The sequence below is a fragment of the Pseudovibrio axinellae genome, from assembly GCF_900110875.1.
Taxonomy (GTDB): Bacteria; Pseudomonadota; Alphaproteobacteria; order Rhizobiales; family Stappiaceae; genus Pseudovibrio; species Pseudovibrio axinellae.
Genome location: NZ_FOFM01000002.1, coordinates 583,853 through 602,669, shown reverse-complemented (window position 1 = coordinate 602,669; position 18,817 = coordinate 583,853). Strand labels below are relative to the sequence as shown.

At 50.6% G+C, this 18,817-nt stretch carries 20 protein-coding genes and 2 tRNA genes; 13 read left to right on the top strand and 9 right to left on the bottom strand.

Going from position 1 to position 18,817, the window contains the following annotated elements; genetic code table 11:
* Nucleotides 1-37: 37 nt before the first annotated feature.
* Nucleotides 38-466 (bottom strand): Hsp20 family protein, encoded by a 429-nt coding sequence (locus BMZ51_RS07720; RefSeq protein WP_068005612.1) that lies wholly within the window; start codon nucleotides 464-466, stop codon nucleotides 38-40.
* A 371-nt stretch (nucleotides 467-837) separates the two neighbouring features.
* Nucleotides 838-1,761: a LysR family transcriptional regulator gene (locus tag BMZ51_RS07715; RefSeq protein ID WP_068005614.1), complete on the bottom strand. Its 924-nt coding sequence runs from the start codon at nucleotides 1,759-1,761 to the stop codon at nucleotides 838-840.
* A 111-nt stretch (nucleotides 1,762-1,872) separates the two neighbouring features.
* On the opposite strand from BMZ51_RS07715, the gene BMZ51_RS07710 reads away from it, so the two are divergent.
* The 3 genes from BMZ51_RS07710 (at nucleotide 1,873) to BMZ51_RS07700 (ending at nucleotide 4,211) form a co-directional block, all read left to right on the top strand.
* The gene (locus BMZ51_RS07710; protein WP_074881949.1) at nucleotides 1,873-2,829 is read left to right on the top strand and encodes a glutathione S-transferase family protein; all 957 of its coding nucleotides are present in this window, start codon (nucleotides 1,873-1,875) and stop codon (nucleotides 2,827-2,829) included.
* The gene (locus tag BMZ51_RS07705) at nucleotides 2,829-3,737 is read left to right on the top strand and encodes a DMT family transporter (protein WP_068005618.1); all 909 of its coding nucleotides are present in this window, start codon (nucleotides 2,829-2,831) and stop codon (nucleotides 3,735-3,737) included. Before BMZ51_RS07710 ends, BMZ51_RS07705 begins: the two co-directional genes overlap by 1 nt.
* A 90-nt stretch (nucleotides 3,738-3,827) precedes the next feature.
* On the top strand, nucleotides 3,828-4,211 hold the full coding sequence (locus BMZ51_RS07700; RefSeq protein WP_068005620.1) for a nuclear transport factor 2 family protein: 384 nt from the start codon (nucleotides 3,828-3,830) through the stop codon (nucleotides 4,209-4,211).
* Nucleotides 4,212-4,289: 78 nt separating this feature from the next.
* Here the strand turns inward: BMZ51_RS07700 and BMZ51_RS07695 are convergent, their stop codons facing one another.
* The 4 genes from BMZ51_RS07695 to BMZ51_RS07680 all read right to left on the bottom strand — a co-directional run bounded on the left by BMZ51_RS07695 (nucleotide 4,290) and on the right by BMZ51_RS07680 (nucleotide 6,705).
* Complete coding sequence (locus BMZ51_RS07695; RefSeq protein WP_068005621.1) at nucleotides 4,290-5,711, bottom strand: cryptochrome/photolyase family protein; 1,422 nt, start codon at nucleotides 5,709-5,711, stop codon at nucleotides 4,290-4,292.
* 250 nt (nucleotides 5,712-5,961) lie between these two features.
* Nucleotides 5,962-6,037 (bottom strand) — tRNA-Ala (locus BMZ51_RS07690).
* A gap of 82 nt (nucleotides 6,038-6,119) precedes the next feature.
* Nucleotides 6,120-6,195 (bottom strand) — tRNA-Ala (locus tag BMZ51_RS07685).
* Between the two features lie 132 nt (nucleotides 6,196-6,327).
* On the bottom strand, nucleotides 6,328-6,705 hold the full coding sequence (locus tag BMZ51_RS07680) for a TIGR02300 family protein (protein WP_068005623.1): 378 nt from the start codon (nucleotides 6,703-6,705) through the stop codon (nucleotides 6,328-6,330).
* 205 nt (nucleotides 6,706-6,910) lie between these two features.
* Here BMZ51_RS07680 and aroA point away from each other — a divergent pair, with 205 nt between their 5' ends.
* The 10 genes from aroA (at nucleotide 6,911) to BMZ51_RS07630 (ending at nucleotide 16,684) form a co-directional block, all read left to right on the top strand.
* On the top strand, nucleotides 6,911-8,266 hold the full coding sequence (aroA, locus tag BMZ51_RS07675; protein WP_068005683.1) for a 3-phosphoshikimate 1-carboxyvinyltransferase: 1,356 nt from the start codon (nucleotides 6,911-6,913) through the stop codon (nucleotides 8,264-8,266).
* Entirely contained in the window at nucleotides 8,263-8,898 is a 636-nt protein-coding gene (gene cmk, locus BMZ51_RS07670) for a (d)CMP kinase (protein ID WP_068005625.1), read from the top strand. Before aroA ends, cmk begins: the two co-directional genes overlap by 4 nt.
* A gap of 195 nt (nucleotides 8,899-9,093) precedes the next feature.
* The gene (gene rpsA / locus BMZ51_RS07665) at nucleotides 9,094-10,788 is read left to right on the top strand and encodes a 30S ribosomal protein S1 (RefSeq protein ID WP_068005685.1); all 1,695 of its coding nucleotides are present in this window, start codon (nucleotides 9,094-9,096) and stop codon (nucleotides 10,786-10,788) included.
* Nucleotides 10,789-11,093: 305 nt separating this feature from the next.
* The gene (locus BMZ51_RS07660) at nucleotides 11,094-11,798 is read left to right on the top strand and encodes an SDR family oxidoreductase (protein ID WP_068005627.1); all 705 of its coding nucleotides are present in this window, start codon (nucleotides 11,094-11,096) and stop codon (nucleotides 11,796-11,798) included.
* 865 nt (nucleotides 11,799-12,663) lie between these two features.
* On the top strand, nucleotides 12,664-12,975 hold the full coding sequence (locus tag BMZ51_RS07655) for a chorismate mutase (protein ID WP_068005632.1): 312 nt from the start codon (nucleotides 12,664-12,666) through the stop codon (nucleotides 12,973-12,975).
* A 223-nt stretch (nucleotides 12,976-13,198) separates the two neighbouring features.
* Nucleotides 13,199-14,206 (top strand): signal peptide peptidase SppA, encoded by a 1,008-nt coding sequence (gene sppA / locus BMZ51_RS07650; protein WP_068005634.1) that lies wholly within the window; start codon nucleotides 13,199-13,201, stop codon nucleotides 14,204-14,206.
* Nucleotides 14,199-14,498, top strand: a complete 300-nt coding sequence (locus BMZ51_RS07645) for an integration host factor subunit beta (protein WP_068005635.1) — start codon at nucleotides 14,199-14,201, stop codon at nucleotides 14,496-14,498. Before sppA ends, BMZ51_RS07645 begins: the two co-directional genes overlap by 8 nt.
* A 15-nt stretch (nucleotides 14,499-14,513) precedes the next feature.
* A complete protein-coding gene (locus tag BMZ51_RS07640; RefSeq protein ID WP_208979345.1) occupies nucleotides 14,514-14,864 on the top strand; it encodes a lipopolysaccharide assembly protein LapA domain-containing protein in 351 nt (116 codons plus the stop codon).
* A gap of 48 nt (nucleotides 14,865-14,912) precedes the next feature.
* A complete protein-coding gene (gene lhpI, locus BMZ51_RS07635; RefSeq protein ID WP_068005637.1) occupies nucleotides 14,913-15,875 on the top strand; it encodes a bifunctional Delta(1)-pyrroline-2-carboxylate/Delta(1)-piperideine-2-carboxylate reductase in 963 nt (320 codons plus the stop codon).
* Nucleotides 15,876-15,973: 98 nt separating this feature from the next.
* Complete coding sequence (locus BMZ51_RS07630; protein WP_068005639.1) at nucleotides 15,974-16,684, top strand: HAD-IA family hydrolase; 711 nt, start codon at nucleotides 15,974-15,976, stop codon at nucleotides 16,682-16,684.
* A gap of 1 nt (nucleotide 16,685) precedes the next feature.
* On the opposite strand, the gene BMZ51_RS07625 is transcribed toward BMZ51_RS07630, so the two are convergent.
* From BMZ51_RS07625 to trxA, 3 genes are all read right to left on the bottom strand, one after another.
* Nucleotides 16,686-17,315 (bottom strand): trimeric intracellular cation channel family protein, encoded by a 630-nt coding sequence (locus tag BMZ51_RS07625; RefSeq protein WP_068005644.1) that lies wholly within the window; start codon nucleotides 17,313-17,315, stop codon nucleotides 16,686-16,688.
* A gap of 318 nt (nucleotides 17,316-17,633) precedes the next feature.
* On the bottom strand, nucleotides 17,634-18,284 hold the full coding sequence (gene grpE / locus BMZ51_RS07620; protein WP_208979344.1) for a nucleotide exchange factor GrpE: 651 nt from the start codon (nucleotides 18,282-18,284) through the stop codon (nucleotides 17,634-17,636).
* A gap of 202 nt (nucleotides 18,285-18,486) precedes the next feature.
* On the bottom strand, nucleotides 18,487-18,807 hold the full coding sequence (trxA, locus tag BMZ51_RS07615) for a thioredoxin (protein WP_068005688.1): 321 nt from the start codon (nucleotides 18,805-18,807) through the stop codon (nucleotides 18,487-18,489).
* Nucleotides 18,808-18,817 lie beyond the last annotated feature (10 nt).

The window sequence follows — 18,817 nt, the reverse complement described above, 5'->3', positions numbered from 1 at the left end:
ATTTGGATCAACGCTGAGGAAGGATTAAACCTGGCCCTCAATCCCCTGCTGAGATCTCAATCCGGCGAACGATACGCTCTGGCTCAGGACGAGCAAGATCAATAGACAACAGACCATCGCGCAGGTCTGCCCCCAAAATCTCAATACCTTCAGCCAGCACGAATGCACGCTGAAACTGACGGGCAGCTATGCCCCTGTGAAGGTACTGACGAGTTTTTTCTTCTTGTTGGCGTCCACGGATAACCAGCTGACTCTCCTCTACGGATACATCCAGTTGATCTCGTGTAAAGCCAGCAACAGCAAGGGTAATTCGGATAACTTCACCTTTCTCCTCGGAGGCAGGCAGCCGTTCTATATTGTAGGGAGGATAGCCGTCATTTGCGGCTTTGCTTACCCTATCCAATACACGTTCAATATCATCGAAACCCAACATAAATGGGCTCGAAAACGCAGAAACTCGCGTCATTGGCCAAGTCCTTCTTAAAGCGACCCAGTTCCAGACCCTCATTAGGCATCCAGTATGAAGGCATCTCGCCTTCGGTCTTTCTTTTGGAATATGGCGGTTAGCGGCCTAGGTTTCAAGTTAACTTAATGATACGCAATCAAATCTCGCGGGAACGGCTGTTTTTCACAGGCTCACCAGAGCGATATCCCAGCAAAAAGGGCTGAACTTTCAACACTCACGCCGCAATCCAATTGTCGTTGCGGGGAATGGGGATACAGCGGTGTTTTTCATCCTTTCTTCGACTGCGCTCCCAATAGAGCCCAATCTGCCGGCCTTAGCGGGCCTCGATACCATGTTCGACCGGAAGCTTGTTGCTGTAAACCAAGCTTATTCTAGCTGCTAAGGCCTGCTTCAATATCCCAGTAGGGTTGCTCGCTGCCAATACGTTTTACAAGGAAGTCGAGAAAAACACGTGTTTTTGCAGGCATATGCCGACGCTCTGGAAACACAGCAAAGAGAGCTTGTTCTGGCATCGAGAAACCTGGCAAGACCTGATGTAAGCGCCCTGCCTTGATGTGAGAACCTGCAACAAATGTCGGCAAGCGGCCTATGCCTAAGCCATCGACCAGAGCAACGCACAAGGCTTCACTGTTATTGACCCTTAAACTCCCTTTGGTACGAACACGCATTTGATCACCGTCGCTAAGGAACAGCCATTCCATAGGATCACGTGAATAGGCATAATGAAGGCAGTTATAATCTACCAGTTGAGCAGGATCTGTGGGCGCACCATTCTTGGCCAGATAAGATGGCGCTGCCACCACCACACTTCGAACTGTCGCTAATCGTCGTGCGATCAAGGCTGAGTCAGGCATGGACCCGGCTCTGATGGCAACATCAAAGCCTGCTTCGATCAAATCAACCATGCGATCATCCATGGTCAGGTCCAAGTTGATCTTTGGAAATTGTTCCAAGAAGTCTGTCACCAAAGGTGCCACATGTATTCGCCCAAAAGACATGGGAGCGCTAACTCTCAACTGCCCTGTCGGCTGGCCTTGCAAAGTGGCAACAGCATCCTCGCCTTCCCTTGCATAGCCCAGCGCCTGTACAGCATATGCCAGATAAATCTCACCAGCTTCAGTAAGAGAGACACTGCGCGTTGATCGATGAAAGAGCTGCGTCCCTAACCGGGCCTCTAAACCAGAGACGCGCTTGCTCACTGCCCCTTTGGTGATGCCAAGCTGGCGCGCAGCTGCTGCAAAGCCACCAGTTTCAGCGACCGCAACAAAGATCGGTATCGCACTAATTTCAGTCAAAACGCCTCTCTTGGGTTACTCGTACTCACCTTACTGTTTTCATATTGGATGATTATCACTCAATTGGAAACCATCTATTTCTTCTTCAGAGGAAAATAACGGATGGTTTATATGCCCAAAATACTAATAGGCGGCGCTCTTCACGAAAGACCTGTTGAAGCAGATGGAACGTTTCGGCGGATGCCAAGCAGCTATCGCCACGAGATTTCTAAGAGTCCTGACGCCATGTTTCCCGCAGCAAAGGGGCGGTATCACCTGTACCTCTCAAAAGCTTGCCCGTGGTGCCATGGCGTTGAGCTTGTTATTTCTTTGAAGGGGCTCCAAGAAACCATCAGCATTACATGGATGGATCCCCTCTCCTCACAGGATGGCTGGGTGCTCAAAAAGAATGTTGCTGGGGAGGTCGCTGGCGCACCGCAGGTAGATTTTCTTTATCAAGTTTACCAATATTTCGCGCCTGACTATACCGGCCCTATCACTGTCCCGCTTCTTATTGACCGAGACCGCGGACAGATTGTGTCCACCGAATCTGCAGAGATGATGAGGATGTTCAACTCATCCTTTAACGGGCTCGGTGCCATGGGGCCTGAGCTTTACCCCGATGAGCTTGTTCAGGAAATTGACCGCATCACGGATATGATCCAGGCACCTATCCGCGAAGGCGTATACCGTGCGGGGTTTGCCAGCTCACAACAGGCCTATTGCGAGGCAGTCTTCGCGCTCTTTGATGCATTGGAACAAGTCGAACAGGTCCTCACCTCGCGACGCTTTCTCGCGGGAGAGCAAATCACCGAGGTTGACCTGAAATTTTACCCGACACTGGTGCGTTTTGATGCTGTTTATGTGACCCACTTCAAAGCCGATTACAAACGAATATCAGATTACCCTGCACTCACGCGGTACTTCGATGAAATCAGCGCTCTGCCTGATGTAACATCAACCATCGACATGCCGCAGATCCGCGAGCACTACTTCCGCAGTCACACTCATATAAATCCCACTGGCATCATACCCATTGGTCCAGCGCACAGTCTTGTCGGGTATTCCAGGCAGGGAGGTACGGTCTGATGAGTGTATTTCTTCGTTCTGCACCGCCAACCTTGCTTATCGTTGCTATTGGCGTTTTTGTAGGTGTGAGCTACACCCTGTCAAAGGTCGCAATCCAGGCAAATATCGGGCCGTTGACTGCGCTCTTCTGGCAGCTACTGGTGGCTACCCTCCTACTGTTTGTCCTTGGCTTTTTAAGTGGCCAGCGCCTGCAAGTTACGCGCCACCATCTGATCTACTATATCGGTTCCGGTCTGTTAGGGATCAGCTTGCCCGCTCTAGTCGCCTACACGGTCCTTGAACATATCTCTACGGGTTTGTACTCCGTCCTGATAACTCTTTCACCGTTGTTTACCTTTGTTATTACGGCAAGCGTAGAGCGCAAGATGCTGCCCATATATCGCCTTTGGGGCATCATCATCGGTTTGGTCGGGATAAGCTTTGCGACCCTTGGGGGGATCGGCAAAATGGATTCACAACCGATCTGGATTGTCTTGGCGATCCTCGGACCACTGCTATTGGCAATGGGGAATGTCTTTCGCAGTCGCTCCTACCCTCAAAGTGGCGAACCCATTATGATTGCTGCGGGGACCTTGTTGTCCCAGCTCATATTATGCCTCCCCTTTGTGGTGGCGAGCGGTATGCAGGCTAACTTCGTGTCACCTACCCCCTATGAATTAACCCCAGTCCTTGGCGTCGGTTTGATTACCGCCATCTCATATGTTCTCACCTTTGAGGTTCAGCGCCGCACAGACGGCGTGACATTCGCGCAGGTTGGTTACTTTGCCACGCTTTCAGGCATCGGCATGGGAGCTGTCGCTTTTGGGGAACCAATTGGCCTTGCGCTGTTTGCCGCGCTCATCATTCTTTTTCTAGGGCTCGCCATATCGAATGGCCAAATCAAACTTTCTCGCATCAAAGCACTCTAACAAGCGCTCACGCAGCAGAGCCCCGGCAACGCCACGCGCCGCGTATGACCTCACCCCACACCCCACCTGTACCAGACAAGGAAAAATCACATGCAACTCACTAAAGAAGCCACAAGCGCCACTGTCTACGAAACGCTGGTCACAAACCTTTACCGCGCAGTTGATGCAATGGACGCCCCTAAAGTCACAAGTTTTGTAAGTGAGAATGTCATCTTTCGGCTGGGCAATTTCGATATGCTCACGGGCCGCGGGGTGTTTGAAGACGCAAATGCCGGTTTCTTCACCACAATTACTGCCATGCATCACACGATCTCTGGCATATGGACTTGCGGTGACACTGTGTTTTGCGAAGGGCGCGTGCATTACACCCGCAAGAATGGAACCACGCATGAAGTCCCTTTTTCAACTCGGCTAAAGTTCGATCATGGACTGATTTGCGAATACATAGTGTTCGTCGATATTTCCGGGCTCTAAAGTCTCCGGTTAAGGCAAACTAGTCATTACGCATTTTATTTGCGCTGCAGAACATGCTCATCCATCAGGGGCCGAAGTTTAGGATGTCTTTGTTGACTGGAATGCTCGCATCGCTTCGTCTCTGGATTTCTTCAGGTCGACGATTGGATGCGGGTAGTCTTCGCCCAGCAAAACTCCAGCACGCTGCAAAACCTCCTGAGGAGCTTCCCACGGTTTAAAGAGATAATTGTCTGGCATGGCGTTAAGTTCCGGCAAGTACCGACGGGTGTACTCACCACGGGTATCAAACTTTTCACCTTGCAACACCGGGTTAAAGATACGGAAATAAGGCGCAGCGTCTGCACCACATCCAGCAATCCACTGCCAGCTTGCACTGTTATTCGCCAAATCAGCATCCACAAGGCAGTCCCAGAACCATTGCTCGCCCAAACGCCAATCTAACAATAAATTCTTCACGAGGAAGGAGCCCGTAATCATCCGTAGGCGATTGTGCATGTATCCGGTTTGCCAAAGCTCACGCATGCCAGCGTCTACGATCGGGATACCTGTCTGCCCCCGTTGCCAGGCGCGCAGTTGCTCCCTGTTGGACACCCATGGGAACCTATCGAATTTGGTATTCAGATTGACCTTCGGCAGTGTTGGGTTGTTCATGAGCAGCGAATACGAGAACTCTCGCCAGCCCAACTCACTGCGGAAATGATCGATATCACGAGTTTCTTCAAGCATACCCAGTGCCCACCAGATTTGATTGGGAGAAATCTCACCCCAATGGAGGTGTGGTGATAACCGCGAGGTATGCGACAGCGCCGGAAAGTTGCGCCCTTCCTTGTAGTTGGAAAGCCCATGATCAAGAAAAGCGTAGAGTCGGTTCTGAGCTGCCTGCTCTCCGTGCTCCCATTTTGAACTTACGCGGGATGACCAGGGCCGCCGATCCAACAGGTTCAGGTCATCCAAAGAAAAAGCGTTTTTTTCGTCCGGCGAATGCAGTTTCATCTGCTCTGGAACAGGAAGTGGTCGCCTTGGTTCAGCGGCCTGCAAGCAGCCCTTGCGATAGAAAGGGGTGAAGACTTTGTAGGGGCCTCCGTCTGGTTTTCTTACCTGACGTGGCTCCCATAAAAGAGAAGCATTAAAGCAACTGACAGGTACCCCCTGCTCTTCCAGCTCTGTTTTGAGCTGCGCATCATGCTCGACCCGCCACGGCTCGTAGCAGCGGTTCCAGAAAACGCCAGTAATTGAGTACTCCGCAACAAGCTGTTTGATAATCTGGCGCGCATCCCCACGCATTATCAACAGATGTCCCTTCAAGCTTTCATTGAGACTTTCAAGTGATTGGTGCAGCCAGTTTTTTGATGCCCCACCAAGTTCGCGGGCGTTTTCTTCGCCATCAGTGAGGATATAGAGCGCGATGACTTGGCCAGCTTCGCAGGCTGCTGTCAGAGCTGGGTTATCACTCAAACGGAGGTCCTGGCGGAACCAATGAATCACGGTGGGCAAAGCCATGCTATTCCTCAGTTTCCCTGAAAGAAGCTAGTGATTTTCAGGAGTAAGTGCATAGCCATCATACTCCCCGATCAGTCATTAATAATTGCTTAGAAGACCTGCCCTTGGAGAGCCGTTTTTAAAACCGAGGGGCGCCTGAAAACTGCAAATGGCGATGCTAGGAAGCGAACGTCTTACGATAAAAAGACGTCTTGATCGGCTAATATGAGGATTTGGAAAGTGGAGAAAGACATTCTTAGTAGAATGATTTTGGTGGAGCCTAGGAGGATCGAACTCCTGACCTCTTCGCTGCCAGCGAAGCGCTCTCCCAGCTGAGCTAAGGCCCCATACCATGCAGCGTTCAAACGGACTTGGGTCGTCCTGCTGCGTAACATCAAGAAATCCAAAACATTCTTTGCAGAGTGTATTTGGTGGAGCCTAGGAGGATCGAACTCCTGACCTCTTCGCTGCCAGCGAAGCGCTCTCCCAGCTGAGCTAAGGCCCCATATTTTCTTCTTTAAACACGGATACTTCGATGAAGTTTCAGTGCTAATGGAGGCGGAACATAGATGGACCGCCTCCATATTTCAAGAGAATACTCTCTTCACAGCTCGCTGTTTCACAAGCTGTGGAAACTTTAGCCTTCGCTGTCGTTGTGGCTCACGACGATACCCGGAACTGAAGTCTCTTCGTCGTCCTCTTCATCGAGGAAAACATCGGAGTCATCACCGCCGATATCATCACTGATACCGTCGTCGTCCAGGTCAGGGATGTCTTCACCGCTAGCTTCTTTGTCAGCTTCTTCCAAAGACACCATTTCCGCATCGTCTTTGACCAATGCTTCCTTAGCTTCTTCTTTCTGAACAGCTTTTACAGCCTTAGCAGTTTTTGCCGCCATACCCAGATCTAACATATCACCGCACTTAGGGCAGGTGATTGGGTTACGGTTCAGGTCGTAGTATTTAGCACCACACGCCGCGCACAAGCGCTTGGTTCCGAGTTCCGGTCTTGCCACGGTTCTCACCTTTGTTTGTATCTCGTTGACGGCCCCCTTAGCCTCAGGTTGGCCGTCATGTCAAAGATAAATCTTAGAAATCTACCCGAAGTCGTACATTCACTGCCAAAATTTCGCAATAGTTCAATGCGCCCTAGGGTGACTGTCTTTTTCTTCCGTGCTAGGAGGAACTAGTTTTTTCAGTCTCGCAACCCCGGAAATGAACATGTCCCATAATTCGTCACCGCAAATTGTGACAGCACACAGCGGCTCTCCGCTCAACGGCCGTATCAAAGTTCCAGGTGACAAGTCTATTTCGCATCGTTCCCTCATGTTTGGAGCACTCGCGCTTGGTAAAACCTCCATCACAGGCCTTCTCGAATCAGAGGATGTGATCGGTACTGCAAACGCGATGAATGCCGTTGGCGCCAAGTGTGTGCGACAGGAAGATGATACGTGGACGGTCGATGGCGTCGGACTGGGCAGTCTGCTGGAGCCAGAAGCTCCTATCGATTTTGGAAATGCCGGTACGGGCGCGCGTCTGGCGATGGGTATCTTTGCGAGCCACCCTATTGCCGTCACCATGACTGGCGACGCATCTTTGTCGGGCCGTCCAATGGGCCGCGTGCTCAACCCTCTGCGGGAAATGGGTGTTCAGGTGGTCGCACGCAATGGTGATCGTCTGCCAGCCTCTATCCGTGGCAGTGATACGCCAATTCCAATCACCTATCGTGTGCCAATGGCATCTGCGCAGGTAAAGTCCGCAGTATTGCTTGCGGGTTTGAATACAGCTGGCACGACAACAGTTATTGAGCCCGTCGCGACACGCGACCATACCGAAAAAATGTTGGTTGGTTTCGGCGCGGACCTGACAGTTGAAGTCAATGAGAGCGGCGAACGCGTCATCACATTGCAAGGTCAGCCGAAGTTGCAGCCGCAGGACATCACTGTACCAGGTGACCCATCCTCAGCCGCCTTCCCGATTGTAGCTGCTTTGATCACCCCAGGCTCAGACGTCACCGTTGAAGGTGTTCTTCTGAATGAGCATCGTACTGGACTTATTACTAGTCTGCTTGAAATGGGCGCTGATATTACTATCTCGAATGAACGGGAAAGTGGCGGAGAAAAGATCGGCGATATTCGTGCTAAATATTCAAAACTGAAAGGCATCACTGTTCCAGCTGAACGTGCTCCTTCCATGATTGATGAATACCCGATCCTGTCTGTTGCTGCTGCTTTTGCTCAAGGCGATACAGTTATGCTGGGCCTTGAAGAACTACGCGTGAAGGAGTCAGACCGGTTGGCTGCTGTTGCACGTGGTTTGGAAGCAAACGGCATCCCGTGCATTGAAAAACAGGACAGTTTGACTGTTACTGGTGGGGCAAACAATATTGGCGGTGGCCGCGTTACAACGCATCTGGATCACCGGATTGCAATGAGTTTTCTTATTTTAGGGCTCGCTGCTAATGAGCCGGTTGAAGTTGATGATGCAGCGCCGATCGCGACAAGCTTCCCGACGTTCCTTTCCATGTTTAGTGAACTCGGTGGCAAGCTTGAAAATAAGAATGAGGAAACTGCATGATTATTGCTCTGGATGGGCCAGCGGCATCAGGTAAGGGAACTCTTGCCAGGCAGCTTGCTGCGCACTTTGGACTTCGTCATCTCGATACGGGACTGACCTACCGTGCTGTTGCTGCTGCGCTGCTTGCGCGCGGCTTGCCACTGGGTGATGAAGAGGTTGCAATTTCTGTTGCGCGTAACCTTGACCTGAGCAACCTGGATCGTAATCAGCTTTCGACACACGAAATTGGTGAGGTCGCCTCTCGCATTGCTGTTTTGCCGGGACTGCGTGAGGAACTGGTGCACATTCAACGTGCGTTTGCTGACCAAAAGCCAGGTGCGGTTCTGGATGGACGAGACATCGGCACCGTTGTGTGCCCTGATGCGACAGCAAAACTGTTCATCACAGCCTCTCCAGCGGCTCGTGCGACACGTCGCACAGACGAATTGAATGGCAAGGGCATCCCTGCAAAGTTTGACGAAATCCTAGTGGATTTGGAGCGTCGGGACGAGCGCGACAGCACCCGAAAGGACTCTCCATTAAAACCCGCTGAAAATGCGCACTTGCTTGATACGACAGAAATGGATATAGACTCCGCATTTCGTGCGGCTGTGGATATCATCGAACGCGCCCGGAATTCAGCTGGTTTGTAGCTGTTTCTGAAGTTCGCGTTTGTTGCTTTAAGCAACTGTAACGATACCAAATTTGGACAAGTGTGACCGCTTTCGCCGGCCCACTTACTTGTAAGTGGTTGTTTTTCAACGCGAGTTGGGAACCGGGAGTGCTTGTCCTTTAGTGTTAACACAAACCCGCCGGCGAACGCCATTCTTATGGCACCAGGAGATTTCATGGAAAATCAGAACTTTGCTGCTGAAGATTTCGCAGCTCTGTTGGAAGAATCTTTTGCGACTTCCGACCTTTACGAAGGCACCGTTGTAAAAGGCACCGTTGTTGCTATCGAAAAAGACCTCGCTGTAATCGACGTAGGTCTTAAGGTTGAAGGTCGCGTTCCTTTGAAGGAATTCGGCGTTAAAGGTCGTGACGCCGAAATGGCTGTTGGCGACGAAGTAGAAGTTTACCTTGAGCGTGTTGAAAACGCTGTTGGTGAAGCTGTTCTGTCTCGTGACAAAGCACGCCGTGAAGAAAGCTGGGTTCGCCTTGAAGTTGCTTTCGAAGCTGGTGAAAAAGTTACAGGTCAGATCTTCAACCAGGTTAAAGGTGGCTTCACCGTTGATCTGGATGGCGCTGTAGCCTTCCTGCCACGCTCCCAGGTTGACATCCGTCCAGTACGCGACGTTACTCCTTTGATGCACACTCCACAGCCTTTCCAGATCCTGAAAATGGACAAGCGCCGTGGTAACATCGTTGTTTCCCGTCGTACCGTTCTGGAAGAAACACGCGCTGAACAGCGTTCTGAACTCGTTCAGAGCCTGGAAGAAGGTCAGACCGTTGAGGGTGTTGTTAAGAACATCACTGACTACGGTGCATTCGTTGACCTTGGTGGCATTGACGGCCTGCTGCATGTTACTGACATTGCATGGCGCCGCATCAACCACCCAAGTGAAGTGCTGACAATCGGTGAAACCGTTAAGGTTCAGATCGTTCGCGTGAACCAGGAAACACACCGCATCAGCCTCGGCATGAAGCAGCTGGAAACCGATCCGTGGGATGGCATTGAAGCTAAATACCCACTGGATTCCAAGTTCTCCGGTCGTGTAACCAACATCACTGACTACGGTGCATTCGTTGAACTTGAGCCAGGCATCGAAGGCCTGATTCACGTTTCCGAAATGTCCTGGACCAAAAAGAACGTACACCCAGGTAAGATCGTTTCTACTTCTCAGGAAGTTGAAGTGGTTATCCTGGAAGTGGACGCTTCTAAGCGCCGTATCTCCCTGGGCCTCAAGCAGACTCTGCAGAACCCATGGGAAGCATTCGCACAGCAGTACCCAATTAACGAAACCGTTGAAGGTGAAGTTAAGAACAAAACCGAATTCGGTCTGTTCATCGGTCTTGAAGGCGATGTTGACGGCATGGTTCACCTGTCCGATCTGGACTGGAACCGTCCAGGCGAGCAGGTCATCGAAGAATACAAGAAGGGCGACGTCGTTAAGGCTGTTGTTCTTGATGTAGACGTTGACAAAGAGCGTATCTCTCTGGGCATCAAGCAGTTGGATGCAGATCCATTTGAAGCTGCTGGCGATGTTCGTAAGGGTGCGATCGTTAAGTGTGAAGTGACTGAGATCAAAGAAGCTGGCCTCGACGTGAAAATCGTTGATGGTGACCTCTCTGCATTCATCCGTCGCGCTGACTTGTCCCGTGAACGCGGTGAGCAAGATCCTACACGCTTCAACGTTGGTGACACTATCGAAGCTCGTATCACACAGTTCGATAAGAAGACCCGCCGTGTTGGTGTATCCATCAAGGCACTGGAAATCGCTGAAGAAAAAGAAGCGGTTGCACAGTACGGTTCTTCCGACGCTTCCTCTTCACTCGGCGACATCCTCGCTGCAGCTATGAAGAAGCAGTCCGACGACGAATAAGATCTTCTTTTAGATCTTTTCAGAAAGCCCGGTCATCTGACCGGGCTTTTTTTTTGTAATGCAGGTTCATGTTTGTCCCTTCTCCTCACGCATCACCCAGCCAACTGCCACCACTCTCCATGCTCCTAAGAAACGTTGGCATGATAGGCCGACGCCGATAACACTGCGGCGTTCAAACGCTCAAAAAGACGGCACTGCCGTTGCGTATCCACTCACTTAAGCGGGAGGAGAAATAATCACTTGATTATTGAATTCGCCCACATTCACCTAGGGCCCATAGGTTTGAGTTGATTCAGGAGAGTTTTATGAGTGAATTGAAAGTTGCCCTTATTGTTGCAGGCGGTAGTGGAATGGGTGCAGCAGCAGCACGCAAGCTCGCTGAAGACGGGTATAAGGTTGCTATTCTTTCCTCCTCAGGCAAAGGCGAAAAGCTCGCTGAAGAGCTGGGCGGACTGGGTGTGACTGGCTCAAACCTTGAAACAGAAGGCCTAAAGCGCCTTGTTGATGCAGCGATGGCGAAGTGGGGCCGAATTGATGCGGTTATTAGCAGCGCTGGCCATGGCCCCAAAGGCCCTATCCTTGAGCTGACGGACGAAGACTGGACGACGGGCATGGATTATTATCTGATGAATGTCATACGCATCGTCCGCCTTGTTACGCCAATTATGGAAAAGCAAGGGAAAGGCAGCTTTGTCAACATTTCGACCTACGCCCTGTTTGAGCCTGAAGCGCTATTTCCTACGTCAGGCGTGTTCAGAGCTGGGCTGGCCGCTTTTACGAAACTGTTTGCCGACAAGTACGCTGCCTCTCAGATCCGTATGAACAACGTCCTTCCCGGGTTTATCGACAGCTTGCCTGAGAAAGAGGATCGGTTGAATCGCATTCCAATGGGGCGCTACGGAACCTCCCAGGAAGTTGCCGGCCTGATTGCTTTCCTTGCTGGCGACACTTCCAGCTATATGACAGGGCAAAATATTCGCATCGATGGCGGCATCACGCGCTCAATTTAGGTTGGTCAATTCTATCGAAGTCTGCTTTGCAAATTGCAGACCAAGGCTTACTTGCAATTAAGCTCGCAAGCCTTAAGACCCAAAAAGCATGAGGGGCGGCAACGCCCCTTTTTTAACGCCTGACTCGCGCATTTTGCGGCGGCGAGAAAGCAATCACCTCAAATTTTTCCATTCATACTGCCTTCATTTTAATTAATCTGAACATAAATTCACATTAATCAAAATAAACATAAAATATAATCAATAGTAAATTGCACCACGATTTTAATATCAACTTTTAACTTGCTATACACCACCCAAGATTGAGTCGGTATTATAGATTTTCTATTTGTGATTTCTATTTATCTTCAAGTAACATCTATATATTACCTTACAGATAGAGCAAGAGAGCTTCTAATGTTCTCAAACTCTTTTGTGTTGTGTGTCTTGGAAACTGACTGAACCCGTTACTCATAAGAAGGTCCAGCATTTTTTAAGACCTCGTAATACCCTAGCGGTCCGCCCGAAACCGCAGGGTATATGGAAGCCCGTTTTATGCCGTCCTTGCAGCAATCGGCTTTGGGTTTCCAACAGCACGCGATGAGCTATGCCCCTAGTTCTCGCGTCAAAAATTAAGATCACTGAATATGTCGGTGTTCAGAGCAACCGATTAAACAGTGGCCCAAAAAAGACGAAAAGTCCAACTGGCCCCATGGCCGAACAGATCCCGTTCCGTTCTCAGCTCCCCCCACCTCCTGATGAACGGAACGGATTTTTTATGCGACAATCATATGCTTGTTGCGACATGCCATTTAATTCGGGTAAGACCTATCTAGGTCGGCATTATCAAGCCGGTTCCTTCAATCCAATAGGCAGCAAATAGATAATGAAAAACTCTGCTAGTGAATGTCAAAACATGGCTCAGGTCCGAGCAGAAATTGATCGGCTGGACAACGAGCTCATCTCCCTTTTCGCAGAACGGTGGACTTACATCACGCGTGCCGCTGAGATCAAAAAACCAATTGGCCTAGAAGCTCGTATTGAAAGCCGGGTTGAGGAAGTCGCCAGTAACGTGAAGAACCATGCACGTGAGAATGGCCTCAACGCCCAAACCTATGAGACAATGTGGCGACATTTGATGGAAAGCGCGATTTCACACGAAGAAAACCTGATGGGCGCCGCAGAAAGCGGAAAATAATGCCATATCACCATTTTCTCTGGTAATTTAGTCTATTAGGGTTACAACCAAGGATGTCGGAGAATTAAGCGACCACTCTTCCCAAAATTAACTGTTTGGCAGTGACAAAGCTTAAATTATGGACGTGTTTTTACCGCCTGCAGTGAAAGAACACTTGGCTTATTCAAAAGCTTAGGTATTGTTTCCCTATAGTCGCTTAAATGAGTTTGACCGGGAAGACCCCATGAGTCTAGACAGTGACGTTCTTATTGATCGCAGACGCCTGAGACGCAAAGTTTCGTTTTGGCGTGTTATTAGTTTTATAGCGCTAGCAGCACTGCTCTTGTGGGGCGGCGCAGAGGCGACGGGTTTTGGGGAGCTTGGCCGCTCTGAAAACCACATCGCTCGCATCGAAATCAGCGGTCCAATCACCTATAATCGCCGCCAGTTGAAAATGCTTGAAGCTATTGCCGATGACGATTCCGTTGAAGGCGTCATTGTTTCCGTTAATTCTCCAGGCGGAACAACATCCGGTGGTGAAGCGCTTTACAACGCACTGCGCAAAATTGCTGAGAAAAAGCCTGTGACGGCTTCTATCACCACTTTGGGAGCCTCTGCGGCTTATCTTTCAGCAATCGCCAGTGACCACTTGGTTGCACAATACACCTCTTTGACCGGCTCTATCGGCGTCCTGTTCCAATACGGGAATGCGAAAGGGTTGCTCGATAAAATCGGCGTTGAGATGGCTGCTATCAAAAGCGCGCCATTGAAGGCCGAACCTAACTTCTATGAGCCAGCAACACCTGAAGTGAAGGAAGCTCTACAAGACCTGATCGACGATTCCTATATGTGGTTTGTCGGGCTGGTTGCGGAACGTCGCGGACTTTCAAAAGAGCGTGCGATTCAGCTTGCCAACGGTCAGGTTTACACAGGGCATCAGGCTAAAACTCTTGGCTTGGTCGATAAAATTGGCGGCGAAGAGGCTGCTCTTTCTTGGCTCGTTGAAGAAAAAGGGCTCTCCAGTGATTTAGAAGTTATAGACTGGAAGCCAGAATCAGAAGAACGGATACTCCCGTTCCCTGCAAATTTATTAGGTTATTTGGGTAGTGAGAACGAAAACTTGCTTCACTCACTTCTTAAAACAGCAAAAAGTGTCGTAGAATCAAGCCTACCGCTTGACGGTCTCGTGTCTGTTTGGCAGGCTCCAGATGCGGCAACAGTCTCAGCACTTGGGGGGGCAAAGCATGATTAAATCGGAATTGGTTCAAACTATCGCGGAGCGTAATCCGCATCTCTATCAACGCGATGTAGAAAATATCGTAAACGCTATCCTTGACGAAGTTACAGAAGCGCTGATGCGCGGTGACCGCGTCGAGCTACGTGGCTTTGGCGCGTTCTCTGTGAAGAACCGACCAGCGCGCGTTGGGCGCAATCCAAGAACTGGCCAGAAAGTTGAAGTTGGCGAAAAGTTCGTACCGTTTTTCAAAACCGGTAAGGAAATGCGTGAGCGGCTGAACGACGGTATGGATCACGGCGAAGATTGATCCTGGAGTAAAAAATTGGCTCGTTTTCTTCGAAACCTGCTGCTTGTACCTATAGCAGCTCTACTTGTTGTACTTGCGGTTGCGAACCGGCATACCACGCTGATTTCGCTGAACCCCTTCAATCCAGAGGACCCCATGTTGACGTTCAACATACCGGTGTTCTGGTTGTTGTTCGGCACGCTTGGACTGGGCGTCCTGCTTGGCGGGGTTGCGACTTGGATGCGGCAAGGGCGGTTTCGCAAGGAAGCTCGTTCTCAACGACGAGAAGCAAACGAGCTGAAACACGAGGCTGATGCTCTGCGGAAGGTAGCACAAGGTGACATAGCGCCCGGGCTGCCATCTCCAGACCATAAGAAAGCAGCCTAAGCGCTTTAAATAGTCTGCCCTGAATGTTTCTCGATACGGGGGATGCGAATGCGGATCATCACTGCTCAGGAGATTGAGGCCGTGATGAACTTTCGCGACCTCCTTGAGACATTGCGGCGTGCCTTCCGTGTTGGCGTCGTCACTGGACGTTCACACACGCAGAATATTGCGCGCCCGCATGGTTTCGATCAGGGGGAACTGACTGTATCTTCGGCTTGGCATGATTTTGCTAGCCAAAATACAATTGAACGCGGGTTTATCGGCACGCGCATCGAAAGCTCTCTGCCGTCCTCAGAGGAACATCACCCTCCAAGCGTTGCGGGTGTGTACCTGCTTCAATCCGGCAAAACTGGGACGCCTCTGGCTCTCTTAGACGGCAAAGCACTCGTTAACTGGCGTGCGGCGGCAACGTCAGCGCTGGCATCCTCCTACCTTTCACGAGAAGATTCCTCCCGCTTGCTCATGGTCGGCGCTGGAAATCTTGCGCCCTATCTGATTGAAGCACATGCAGCTGTACGCCCTATCAAAGAGGTTTTGGTATGGAACAGAAGCCCGGCCGCTGCACAAAAGATGGCGGAACAGATGCAGGGCCAGCCCTTTACCGTTTCCACCACATCGGACTTGGGCGGTGCTGTGAGAGGCGCTGACATCGTGTGCTGTGCAACCAGCACAAAGAAGCCACTCATTAATGGCGAATGGCTTCAAGAAGGCACGCATCTTGATTTGGTGGGTTCAACACATCCCGATCACCGCGAGTGCGACAATGGCGTGATGACGCAGGCCCGGCTGTTTCTTGATGATTATGAGAGGACACCGACAGCTGCTGGCGACCTCAGGGTCCCGCTTACAGATGGTGTTTTAAGCCTACGGGACATCGCGTCCGATCTGGTGGAGTTGTGCCAGGGAGACCGCGCAGGGCGACGCTTTTACGAGCAAATTACGCTGTTTAAGTCAACAGGAACCGCTCTGGCGGATCTTGCTGTTGCAGGACACATCTTCTTGCGCGTGTAGCACGGCGTGTCAAACAGGTGGTGGCTTGCAAAAAAGCACATTCAAGAATTAAGCAACCTACCAATTACCGGAAAAATATTTCATTTTGAAAGAGTAGCATGATTACCCAACCCACGATAATTTTTGACCTTGATCGCACGCTTGCAGACACTATTTCAGACATTGTATCGGCTATGAACCGGACTCTGGCCAAGTACGGCATTGACCAAGTGAGCGCCTGCGAGGTCAGCCATTTGACAGGTAAAGGCGGTTTGAAGTCAATGATCAGCCACGCTTTCCGCGTAAACGATACCTCATTAGCGGATGAGTTGTTGAACGAGATTTTTGCTGCCTGCGTGGAGGATTACCGACTTAACCTCATCCATGAGACGGCCCTTTATCCAGATGTGCGTGCCGCTCTAGAGAAGTTGAGAGCTGAAGGCTGGCTGCTCGGCGTTTGCACCAATAAGCCTGTGAAACAAGCCGAAGAATTACTGCAAGGGTTGGGCACTTATGACCTATTTGCAGCCATTACCGGTGCCGATAGTTTTGAGTTTAAGAAGCCAGACCCACGGCACCTAACCCAAACTATTGAAATTGCTGGCGGTAATCTGGCACGGGCAATTATGGTTGGCGATACGCAGAACGACATCCTCACAGCACAAAATGCAGGTATACCGGTGATTGCTGTTGATTTCGGCTATTCCGAAAAACACGTCAAAGACTATAAGCCCGACCGTGTGATTTCGAGTTTCTCTGCGTTGTTCGATGAGGCCGCAAAACTAATCACTTGCCAAACCCAGGGGCCGTTATGGTCAAACGCGGACTGACTTAATCCTGATCTTTGTTCTTGGGCGGCACATAGCTGGGCAGGTACCAGTCCCATGCAATTGCTCCGCCGCGCAACGCCATGGCCATCGCAAAGCCCAGAGCAACGGCAAGGTTGCTTTCGCCGGTGGTCAAGAGCAAAACCGTATAGGTGATGGCGCCTGCAAAGGCAGCTGCCAAATAGATTTCTCGCTGTAGCAGGGCAGATGGTTGGCCTGCGATGATATCGCGCAGAATTCCGCCGAATGTCGCTGTCGCAACACCCATCAGGACCGCGACGGCCGCACTGTCATTAAGCGAGATTGCTTTTGCAGCTCCCATTACCGAATAGGACGCCATCCCGATAGCATCAAGCCACCTTAATGGCCTTCCCCAGCCTTCCACTTTGTGCGCGAAGAACCACATTGCGATGGATACGGTGAGACAGACGTAGAGATAGCTTTCGTTTTCGACCCAGAAAACCGGAACATCGAGAAGTGTATCTCGAAGTGTGCCGCCGCCAATGCCAGTCAAAGAACAAAAGAAAAGAAATGCAATGAAATCCTGTCGCAGGCGTGCCGCGACAAGGCCACCTGTTGTCGCAAAGACGGCCACGCCAATAAAGTCCAGATATTGCCAGAGTTCAGAGTGCATTGGCGGCTTTTCCGTATGTCTTTATCGTTTATCGAATTTTTTGAGGTATTACGCAGTCGAGCGCCAAAAGCAACAGGAGAACTACACTCTTCCCTCTGCAGAATTTGGATAGTCTTTTACGCGGTTAGCATTGTGTCCCTGCTTCGTTTCGCAATGCTTAAAATCGGCTTACACCGATAGCAGAGTTTACCGTTTTCAGCGCAAATGGCTATTGGGCCTATCAAGCGTTTTACCCGCAACGCAAAACGGAGGCCGTTTCCGACCTCCGTTTCCAATTCAAATGCAAGGTGCCTCAAGCAGGTTGAGACATTGTCTTGCTTAAGCTTCTTTGTCGAGTGTTGAGCCTGGCTCAGCAGCTTTATCGGCTACAACAGCAACCTTTGGCCCGCCCTTTGCAATACCAACCATGGCCGGGCGCAGAACGCGATCGCCGATGATGTAGCCAGCCTGAACAACCTTAACAACTGTGTTGTTTGGCACTTCAGTGTTTGGAACTTCATACATTGCCTGATGGAAGTGCGGGTTGAACTTTTCACCTTCAGGTGAAAGGCGGGTTACGCCATGCTTTTCCAGATGGTTGAGCATTTCGCGTTCAACCATCTCAACACCTTCAACAAGTGCTTTAAGGTTTTCATCGGTCTCGCGCGCTTCTTCAGGCAGTGCCTCGATCGCGCGACCAAGATTATCATTCACCACAAGCATGTCGCGTGCGAAGCCTGCAACTGCGTAGGTTTTTGCGTCCTTCACTTCTTTTTCGGTACGACGACGCAGGTTTTCCATTTCTGCCATCGTACGCAAAGCGCGGTCTTTCAGGGCAGAGTTTTCTTCTCTCAGCGCTTCGATTGGATCTACTTCCACAGCAGGTTCAGCGTCTGTCTGCTCAGCTTCGTTTGCAAAGGTTGCTTCGTCTACTACAGCTTCAGGGCTTACCTGCTCGTCTGCTTGTGGAGTTTTATTTTGATCGCTCATCGTCATCCCGTCTCTTGAAACTTGCTCTTTTACACAAGAGCAAAGCCACGCAGGGCAGCCCTCCGGCGCCCATGGTAAAAATATATTCGGACCTTATTTAGTCACTGTTTGCCAAAAACAAAAGGCCTCCGGCCACTTCCGTGACCGGAGATCCTCAGAATGCCCGATTTTACTCAGCATTTCCTTGCAGATACCCCCAAAATTAAGAGTACTGCTTGATCCAATCAGCAATTTTGCCTTTTGGCTGTGCGCCAACAAGGGTTGCAGCTGGCTGACCGTCCTTAAACAGGATCATGGTCGGGATTGAGCGTACACCGTAGTTCATTGCAGTTTGCTGGTTGCTATCGATGTCCAGCTTAGCAATTTTGACCTCGCCAGCCATTTCACCGGAGATTTCTTCCAAAGACGGTGCAATCATTTTGCACGGGCCACACCAAGTCGCCCAGAAATCTACGAGAACAGGGGTAGAGCTCTGCAGTACTTCAGATTCGAAGTTACCGTCTTCAACATTAATAGTGGCCATGTTTGCCTCT

Excerpts from the sequence above, each read along its gene's own strand:
- BMZ51_RS07645 (WP_068005635.1), top strand. The coding sequence starts at position 14,199 with ATGATTAAATCGGAATTGGTTCAAACTATCGCGGAGCGTAATCCGCAT.
- BMZ51_RS07710 (WP_074881949.1), top strand. The coding sequence starts at position 1,873 with ATGCCCAAAATACTAATAGGCGGCGCTCTTCACGAAAGACCTGTTGAA.
- lhpI (WP_068005637.1), top strand. The coding sequence starts at position 14,913 with ATGCGGATCATCACTGCTCAGGAGATTGAGGCCGTGATGAACTTTCGC.
- BMZ51_RS07660 (WP_068005627.1), top strand. The coding sequence starts at position 11,094 with ATGAGTGAATTGAAAGTTGCCCTTATTGTTGCAGGCGGTAGTGGAATG.
- BMZ51_RS07705 (WP_068005618.1), top strand. The coding sequence starts at position 2,829 with ATGAGTGTATTTCTTCGTTCTGCACCGCCAACCTTGCTTATCGTTGCT.
- BMZ51_RS07695 (WP_068005621.1), bottom strand. The coding sequence starts at position 5,711 with ATGGCTTTGCCCACCGTGATTCATTGGTTCCGCCAGGACCTCCGTTTG.
- rpsA (WP_068005685.1), top strand. The coding sequence starts at position 9,094 with ATGGAAAATCAGAACTTTGCTGCTGAAGATTTCGCAGCTCTGTTGGAA.
- BMZ51_RS07700 (WP_068005620.1), top strand. The coding sequence starts at position 3,828 with ATGCAACTCACTAAAGAAGCCACAAGCGCCACTGTCTACGAAACGCTG.
- sppA (WP_068005634.1), top strand. The coding sequence starts at position 13,199 with ATGAGTCTAGACAGTGACGTTCTTATTGATCGCAGACGCCTGAGACGC.
- cmk (WP_068005625.1), top strand. The coding sequence starts at position 8,263 with ATGATTATTGCTCTGGATGGGCCAGCGGCATCAGGTAAGGGAACTCTT.
- trxA (WP_068005688.1), bottom strand. The coding sequence starts at position 18,807 with ATGGCCACTATTAATGTTGAAGACGGTAACTTCGAATCTGAAGTACTG.
- grpE (WP_208979344.1), bottom strand. The coding sequence starts at position 18,284 with ATGAGCGATCAAAATAAAACTCCACAAGCAGACGAGCAGGTAAGCCCT.
- BMZ51_RS07625 (WP_068005644.1), bottom strand. The coding sequence starts at position 17,315 with ATGCACTCTGAACTCTGGCAATATCTGGACTTTATTGGCGTGGCCGTC.
- BMZ51_RS07655 (WP_068005632.1), top strand. The coding sequence starts at position 12,664 with ATGAAAAACTCTGCTAGTGAATGTCAAAACATGGCTCAGGTCCGAGCA.
- BMZ51_RS07630 (WP_068005639.1), top strand. The coding sequence starts at position 15,974 with ATGATTACCCAACCCACGATAATTTTTGACCTTGATCGCACGCTTGCA.
- BMZ51_RS07720 (WP_068005612.1), bottom strand. The coding sequence starts at position 466 with ATGACGCGAGTTTCTGCGTTTTCGAGCCCATTTATGTTGGGTTTCGAT.
- aroA (WP_068005683.1), top strand. The coding sequence starts at position 6,911 with ATGTCCCATAATTCGTCACCGCAAATTGTGACAGCACACAGCGGCTCT.